Origin of the sequence: Streptomyces bambusae (assembly GCF_019400985.1) — a bacterium.
Lineage (GTDB): Bacteria > Actinomycetota > Actinomycetes > Streptomycetales > Streptomycetaceae > Streptomyces > Streptomyces bambusae_A.
Map to the genome: position 1 here is coordinate 1 of NZ_WTFF01000387.1, position 6,243 is coordinate 6,243.

The following is a 6,243-nucleotide window of genomic DNA, read 5'->3' on the forward strand; positions in this document are numbered from 1 at the left end:
GTCCCGACGCGTACGGGCGGGCCCGGGGCGGGGTCAGCCGAGCGGGCGCGGCAGCACGCCGCCCGTCATGCGGCCGCCTCCGCCGGCTGCACCGCCTGGGTGATCTCGGCGAGCAGCTCGGCGTCGAGCGGGCGGTCGGCGACCGCCGCGTTGGCCCGTACCTGCTCCGCGGAGGTGGCGCCGGCGATCACGGAGGCGCAGCCGGGCCGGCCGGAGAGCCAGCCGATGGCCAGCTCCAGCATGCTGCGGCCGTGCTTGTCGGCGACGGCGGCCAGCGCCTCCACGGTGTCGAGCCGCTCCTCGGTGAGGTAGGAGTCGCGGCCCTCCAGGCGGGAGCCGGCCGGCACCGGCGCGCCCCGGCGGACCTTGCCGGTCAGCAGGCCGTTGGCGAGCGGGAAGTACGGCAGGACGCCCAGGCCGTAGTGCACGGCGGCCGGGACGAGCTCCTTCTCGGCCTCGCGCTCCAGCAGCGACCAGTGGTTCTGGGCCGAGACGAACGGCGCCGCGCCCAGCTCGCGGGCGACGTGCGCGGCCTCGGCGAGCTGCCAGCCGCTGAAGTTGGAGTGGCCGATGTAGCGGACCTTGCCTTCCTGGACGAGCTCGGTGAGTGCGGCCAGGGTCTCGGCGATCGGGGTGGCGGGATCGGGGCTGTGCAGCTGGTAGAGGTCGATGTGGTCGGTGTCCAGGCGGCGCAGCGAGGCCTCGACGGCGCGCCGGACGTAGGCCCGGCCGCCCCGGGCGCCGGCGGCGGGGCCGTAGCCCATGTCCATGCCGTCGTAGCCGAACTTGGTGGCGAGGACCACCTCGTCCCGGCGGCCCTTGAGGGCCTGGCCGAGGTGGCTCTCGGAGCCGCCGCGGCCGCCGTAGATGTCGGCGGTGTCGAAGAGGGTGACGCCCGCGTCGAGGGCGGCGTCGACGACCGCGCGGGTGGCCTGCGCGTCGAGGCGGCCGCCGAAGTTGTTGCAGCCGAGGCCGACGGCGGAGACGGTCAGGCCTGAGGTGCCCAGGGGCAGATAGCGCATGGTGCTCGTTCCTCCACGTGATCTTCGTCCGAACCGGCTTCACACTAAACGGGGTTGTCCGCCGGGGCCCAGGCGATATGCGGTGTGCGGCGTGGCTCAGCCGAGCAGGATGGCGCGCAGGTTGGGGACCAGGTGGTCGACGAGCTCCTCGTCGGACATCGAGGCCAGGGGGCCGCTGCGGACGACGTAGCGGGAGAAGGTCACGCCGATGAGGTAGGCGCCGACGGAGCTCACCCGCGCTTCCAGGCCCGGGCCGGGGACCAGCTGCCGGTACATCTCCAGGCTGTCGTCCTGCATGGCGCGCAGCAGCCGCTCGGCCGCCTCCTCCCCCGAGGCCACCGATCGGATCAGGGCGACGAAGGGATCGTTGCCGCCGCTGTTCGACATGCGGCGGACGTAGGAGCGGGCGATCCGGGCGGGCAGCGATGCGGGATCGCCGGCCACCTCGGCCATGAGGTTCTGGGAGCTGGGCACCGCCGCGAGGAACAGCCGCTCCTTGGAACCGAAGTGGCGCATCACCAGACCGTGGGTCACGCCGGCCCGGCGGGCGATCTCCCGGATGGTCGTCCTGGCGAAGCCGCGCTCCGCGAAGGCGTCGCGCGCCGCTTCGAGGATGGCCGCCCGGCGCACCTCGGGTTCCCGCGTGCGCTTCCTGGCCGGAGCGGGCCCGCGGTCCTCCCCGAGAGCCCCCGTGGCCCGTGATGCGTCCATGGCCCCAAGCCTACGCATGCCGGCCTGCCCGAATTTTAGTGACCATGTGGACATTAAGGAGGGCCGAAGCCTAGAGTCACTAATGACCAACTGGTCACTAAGCTCGTCCGCGGAAGGAAGTCCCGGCATGGCACCTGAGCCGCTCAGCCCGGCGAACACCACGATCGTCCTCGTCGACTACGCGGTCGGCTTCGCCAACATCATCGGCTCCCACGACCTCGCACAGCACGTCAACAACGCGGTGGGGCTGGCCAAGACGGCGAAGTGGTACGGCAGCGGCCTGGTCGTGACCAACGGGGAGGCGAGCAAGCCCTCGGGCCCGCTCTACCCCGAACTGCTCGACGTCCTCGGGGACCAGCCGGTCGTCGAACGCCCCGTGGACTTCAACGCCTTCCACGACGAGGCCTTCGCCCGGGCGGTACGCGCCGAGGCCCGGGAGAACCTGGTGATCGGCGGCATCTCCACCGAGGGCTGCGTCCTGCAGACCGTCCTCGGCGGTCTGCGCGAGGGCTACCGCGTGCACGTGGTGGCCGACGCCTGCGCCGGCCTCACGGCGGAGACGCACAACACGGCGCTGCAGCGCATGGTCCAGGCCGGGGCCGTCCCCGTGACCTGGTTCTCCCTGGCCGCCGAGTTCCAGCTCGACCCGAAGTTCCACGACGCTCCGCACCGGCTGCGGCTCATGCGGGAGCACGTGCCGGCCATGGCGATGAGCGCCCGGTCCTTCGGCAACGCCGTCGAGCAGGGCAGGCGCACCGCCGCGGAGCGGTGAGGCCGACCCGAGCAGCGGTGGGGCCGACCCGGCGGGGTCGGCCGAGCGCGGTCGGCCGGAGCGCGGTCGGCCGGAGCGCACTCAGCCGGACCCTTCCGGCCCGTCGCCCGCCCCTCGCACCAGGCCCGCCAGGTACTCGCGGCCCCCGCCGAGCAGGGTGTCCAGTTCGGCCGCGGCCGGGTACCAGCGCTTCTCGTACTCCCAGCACAGCCAGCCGTCGGGCGGGGCCGCGGCGACCACCTCGGCGAGCGGCAGCACCCCGGCGCCCAGCGCGAGCGGGGTGAGGTCCTGCCCGGAGGCCACGTCCTTGACCTGGACGTACCCCAAGTGGCCGGCCAGGGCCCGCCGGGACTCCGCCGGGGTCTCACCGCCCAGCCAGGTGTGCAGCACGTCCCACACCGCGCCGACCGCCGGATGGCCGACCCGGTCCAGCACCCGCCCGGTGGCGGCCGCGGTCCGGTGCGAGTCGTGGGTCTCCAGCAGGACACGGACCCCGTGGCGCTCGGCGAACGGCGCGGCCGCGGAAAGCCGGTGGACCGCCCGGGAGTCGGCATCGGCCGGCGGGAGGTTGCCGGCGCCCGGGAAGACCCGGACGTACGGGGCGCCGAGCTCGGCGGCGAGGACGATCAGGGAGAGCAGCTCGGCGACGACGGGCTCGTCCTCGCCCTCCGCGGCCACCTTGGCGTAGCTCGCGACGGACAGGACGGCGACGCCCGCCGCGTCGAAGGCCCGTACGGCCGCGGCGCGGTCGGCCGAGCGGGTGCCGGGGTGGAGCGGCTCCTCGGGGTGGGCGCGCAGCTCCACGCCGTCGAATCCGTGCACGGCGGCGAGGCCGGCGGTCTCGGCCACGCTCCGGCCCGGCACGCCGAGCGTGGAGAAGGCGTACTTCACGGGTGGCTCCCGGGGCGCGGGTCGTTGTCCCCGTCATCGTCCCGATCCGCCGGGGGGATCTCCACGTCCACCGGGACACAAGGCCCCATCCGTCACCCGTTCGGCCGCGGTGGCCGCCGTACGACCGCTCCGGAAGCGGTCGCGCGACGGAGGAACACCGGCCGGAAACGGCTCGACGCGGACAACGGCGGCTGCCTATGATCATGCCGACGACATCGCGTGCCGGTCACCGGCCGGGTGAGGCATGGAGGTGTCGTGAGATGCCTTTCGGAGGCATTCACCCATGTCTGTAGAGCTCAACCACACCATCATCCACTCCCGTGACAACCGGGAGTCCGCCGAGTTCCTGGCGCACATCCTCGGTCTCGAGGTCGGGACCCCGATGGGCCCGTTCGTCCCCGTCGACACGGCCAACGGCGTCACCCTGGACTTCGCGACCGTACCGGCCGAGGCCATCACCACCCAGCACTACGCGTTCCTCGTCTCCGAAGCGGAGTTCGACGCCGCCTTCGAGCGCATCACGGCGCGCGGGATCACGTACTTCGCCGACCCCCATCTGAAGCACCCGGGTGAGATCAACCACCACGACGGCGGCCGGGGCCTGTACTTCCTGGACCCGGCCGGCCACGGCATGGAGATCATCACCCGGCCGTACGGCAGCGGGGAGACGCCTGCGGGCTGAGGTCCCTGCACGGACTCGGACGCCACCACCCGCCCGTCGTGCCTGCAGCGGTGGCAGCAGGGGGCGGGCGGGGGGATGGTGGAAGGGTCCGGGGGCTGGAGGTGGGCCATGGGCGCGGCGATGCGTCGGTTGTGGCTGCCGTTGGCGGTGCTCGGCCTGGTGGTGCCCGCGCTGGCCGGCGCCGGGCCGTCCGGGGAGACCATCCCGCTGGAGGGGAACGGGCCGGGGGAACGACTGGACGTGACCTTGGTGCAGGTGGTGGACCCGGCGCCGGCCGAAGGCCCGGGAGACGTGCCGGAGCAGGACGAGCGGCTGGTCGCCGTGCAGTTCCGGCTGAAGAACACCGGTACCGCGGTGTACAAGGACTCGCCGCAGAACGGCGCGTACCTCCTCGACACCACGGGACAGCGCTTCGCCGGCTCCCCGCGCGCGACGGCGGCGGGGGCGGAGTTCCCGGGCCTGGTGACGGTCCGGCCGCAGGACACGGCGCTCGGGTTCGTCACCTTCGAGGTGCCGCGCGACGCCGAGCCGGCAGCGGTGCAGTTCGCCATGAACAGCGGCTTCGCCGACGACGTCGGGCAGTGGGCCCTGGGCTCGAAGACCTGACGCGGCACGCCGGCCGGACCACCGCCCCGGCCGGGCCACCGCCCCCGCCCAGCCGCCGCGTTGACGCCGCACCCCTTGACCGAGATGGTCCAGACCAATAGCTTGTGGTGGCCGCCGGGCCGCGGAAAACGATCCGGCCCGGTGGCGCTCCACCCCGTACGCTCCCCCGCATGAGGAACGGAACGATACGGGCGGTCAACCGGCTGACCGAGCGCTGGGCCGCCGTGGCGGCCGGCGCGGGCGAGCGGAGTACGGCGTTCACGGCGGTCGGCGTCTGGCCGCTGCTGGCCCTGCTGGCGCACGGAGCGGAGGGAGCGGCCCGGGCGGAGTTGGAGGAGGCGCTGGGCCTGCCCGCGGCGGAAGCGGCCGCGGCGGCCCGCGAACTCCTCGGCGGGCTCGGGGCGGTCGGCGGCCTGGACACGGCGACGGGCCTGTGGGTTCGGCGCGGTCTCGGGCTCGAACCGGACTGGAGCGCCGCACTGCCGGAGGGCGTCCGCGGCGAGCTCACCGGGGACCCCGCCGCCGACCAGGCGCTCCTCGACGCCTGGGCCGCACGGTGTACCGACGGGTTGATCGAGTCGGTGCCCAGCCCCGTGGACGGGGGGACGCTGCTCGTGCTCGCCTCGGCGCTGGCCCTGCGGCTGCGCTGGATCCGGCCGTTCGACGCGGTCCCGGAGGAGATCCCCGAGGGACCGTGGGCCGGACGTACCGTCACCGGGCTGACCCGGGTGACGGCGCTGCTGGACCGGGTGCGGGTCGCCCGGCCGCCGTCGGGACCGGTCACCCTGCTCGACGTGGTCGGCGACCGGGGCGTGGACGTCCACCTGGTGCTGGGCGAGCCGGACGCCGCGCCCGGGGACGTGCTGCGGGGCGGGATCGCCGCCGTGACCCGTGCCGTGCCGTCCACCGGCGCCTCGGCGCTCCCCGCGGGCAGCCCCGGGCCGGGCCTGAGGATCGGTACGGCCGTCTCCCTCGACCGGGAGCCGATGCTGCGCGTGAACACCGTCGCCTTCTCGGTGGACGGACGACACGATCTGCTGGAGCAGGCGGGCCTGTTCGGCCTGGCCACCGCGTCCGACGCCGGGTTCGGGCACTTCCCCGGGATCAGCCGGACACCGCTGGCGGTGGGCTCCGCCGGCCAGTCGGCCATGGCCCGGTTCCACGCGGAGGGCTTCGAGGCCGCCGCAGTCACGGACATCGGCGTAGCCGCCGGCTGCGGGGTGGGACCCATGTACCGCGTCCGGCGCGCCGAGGTCTCCTTCCACCGCCCCTTCGGGTTCCTCGCCGTGCACCGAACCTCGAAGCTGGTCCTGTCGGCCGGCTGGGTGGCCGAACCGCTCCCCTGCGAGAGGCCGGACGACGAGTGGCCCGAGGACGAGGAGTGGCCGGACGACGAGGAGTGGTCCTGAGAACGAGGAGTGGTCCTGAGGACGGCGAGCGGCCCTGAGGGCGGCGGCCGCTCCTGAGGCGGCGCGGCCGATGCCCGGCCCGCGGAGAGCCCGGCCCGCGGAGGGCCCGGTCGGCCGGCCCGCGGAGGGCCCGGTCGGCCGGCCCGTGAC

The 6,243-nt window shown here is 74.3% G+C and carries 7 protein-coding genes; 4 read left to right on the top strand and 3 right to left on the bottom strand.

What is annotated here, in order from left to right; all coding sequences use genetic code 11:
* Positions 1-65: 65 nt before the first annotated feature.
* The gene (locus GPJ59_RS32185; RefSeq protein WP_219671453.1) at positions 66-1,022 is read right to left on the bottom strand and encodes an aldo/keto reductase; all 957 of its coding nucleotides are present in this window, start codon (positions 1,020-1,022) and stop codon (positions 66-68) included.
* Between the two features lie 96 nt (positions 1,023-1,118).
* Positions 1,119-1,733, bottom strand: a complete 615-nt coding sequence (locus tag GPJ59_RS32190) for a TetR/AcrR family transcriptional regulator (RefSeq protein ID WP_219671454.1) — start codon at positions 1,731-1,733, stop codon at positions 1,119-1,121.
* A gap of 127 nt (positions 1,734-1,860) precedes the next feature.
* Between GPJ59_RS32190 and GPJ59_RS32195 the strand changes: the two genes are divergently transcribed.
* A complete protein-coding gene (locus GPJ59_RS32195; protein WP_219671455.1) occupies positions 1,861-2,505 on the top strand; it encodes an isochorismatase family protein in 645 nt (214 codons plus the stop codon).
* Between the two features lie 81 nt (positions 2,506-2,586).
* Here GPJ59_RS32195 and GPJ59_RS32200 read toward each other — a convergent pair whose 3' ends face one another.
* The gene (locus GPJ59_RS32200) at positions 2,587-3,396 is read right to left on the bottom strand and encodes a sugar phosphate isomerase/epimerase family protein (protein WP_219671456.1); all 810 of its coding nucleotides are present in this window, start codon (positions 3,394-3,396) and stop codon (positions 2,587-2,589) included.
* A gap of 283 nt (positions 3,397-3,679) precedes the next feature.
* Between GPJ59_RS32200 and GPJ59_RS32205 the strand changes: the two genes are divergently transcribed.
* The 3 genes from GPJ59_RS32205 (at position 3,680) to GPJ59_RS32215 (ending at position 6,093) form a co-directional block, all read left to right on the top strand.
* Positions 3,680-4,078 carry a VOC family protein gene (locus GPJ59_RS32205; RefSeq protein WP_219671457.1) on the top strand — a complete coding sequence of 133 codons (399 nt, stop codon included), beginning with the start codon at positions 3,680-3,682 and terminating at the stop codon, positions 4,076-4,078.
* 108 nt (positions 4,079-4,186) lie between these two features.
* The gene (locus GPJ59_RS32210) at positions 4,187-4,684 is read left to right on the top strand and encodes a DUF4352 domain-containing protein (RefSeq protein WP_258025250.1); all 498 of its coding nucleotides are present in this window, start codon (positions 4,187-4,189) and stop codon (positions 4,682-4,684) included.
* A 170-nt stretch (positions 4,685-4,854) separates the two neighbouring features.
* On the top strand, positions 4,855-6,093 hold the full coding sequence (locus GPJ59_RS32215; protein WP_219671458.1) for a serpin family protein: 1,239 nt from the start codon (positions 4,855-4,857) through the stop codon (positions 6,091-6,093).
* Positions 6,094-6,243: the final 150 nt, after the last annotated feature.

What these genes read in the sequence shown, in the direction of transcription:
- GPJ59_RS32215 (WP_219671458.1), top strand. Translation starts at nt 4,855, where the DNA reads ATGAGGAACGGAACGATACGGGCGGTCAACCGGCTGACCGAGCGCTGG.
- GPJ59_RS32205 (WP_219671457.1), top strand. Translation starts at nt 3,680, where the DNA reads ATGTCTGTAGAGCTCAACCACACCATCATCCACTCCCGTGACAACCGG.
- GPJ59_RS32185 (WP_219671453.1), bottom strand. Translation starts at nt 1,022, where the DNA reads ATGCGCTATCTGCCCCTGGGCACCTCAGGCCTGACCGTCTCCGCCGTC.
- GPJ59_RS32210 (WP_258025250.1), top strand. Translation starts at nt 4,187, where the DNA reads ATGGGCGCGGCGATGCGTCGGTTGTGGCTGCCGTTGGCGGTGCTCGGC.
- GPJ59_RS32190 (WP_219671454.1), bottom strand. Translation starts at nt 1,733, where the DNA reads ATGGACGCATCACGGGCCACGGGGGCTCTCGGGGAGGACCGCGGGCCC.
- GPJ59_RS32195 (WP_219671455.1), top strand. Translation starts at nt 1,861, where the DNA reads ATGGCACCTGAGCCGCTCAGCCCGGCGAACACCACGATCGTCCTCGTC.